Source organism: Myxococcus sp. AB025B, from assembly GCF_006518215.1.
GTDB lineage: Bacteria > Myxococcota > Myxococcia > Myxococcales > Myxococcaceae > Myxococcus > Myxococcus fulvus.
In genome coordinates this window covers 1-461 of the sequence record NZ_SRLW01000710.1, presented here as the reverse complement: position 1 = coordinate 461, position 461 = coordinate 1, and the positions used below count along the sequence as shown (strand labels likewise).

Annotated in this window: 1 protein-coding gene; it reads right to left on the bottom strand. The window is 60.7% G+C overall.

The window, feature by feature from the left end:
- The coding region (locus FL311_RS43635; protein ID WP_141333596.1) for a hypothetical protein at nt 1–206 on the bottom strand (206 nt) is incomplete at its 3' end.
- Nucleotides 207–461: the final 255 nt, after the last annotated feature.

Below are 461 nucleotides of genomic sequence, written 5' to 3'. Positions count from 1 at the left end.
GTATGGACTGGCCGGTTCAGGTTGCAGTAGGCGGTGCCGCCGGACCCGTACAGGTAGGGGCCGACCACGTACATGCCGATCACGTTGTTGTTGAAGGTACAGGTGCTGGTGTTGATGTATTGCGGCGGGGTCTGGGCCTGGGCGGCCAGTGGCGAGGACAGCAGGCCGATCCAGAACAGCGGGCGCAGCAGGTTTTTGCGGAACATGATGGGCTCCTTGTAGACAGTGCTTGGAAACCGGCGGCTGGGGCTTCGGTCAAACAGGGGCGCGTTTCGTGTTATTGTCGCTTGCTGGTCGGTTAGACCGGGCTGGCTTCGATGAAGTTCTCGGCAAGTCGGCTTCAGTACCTTCCATCGGTTTCCAGTTTAGTCCCGTCTGGAGTATGCCTACTTGCGTTGACCGCCTGGACCGCGTGGACGGCATGGCCGTCCACCCTACCGGTAACGCAGGCGTAATTGGCC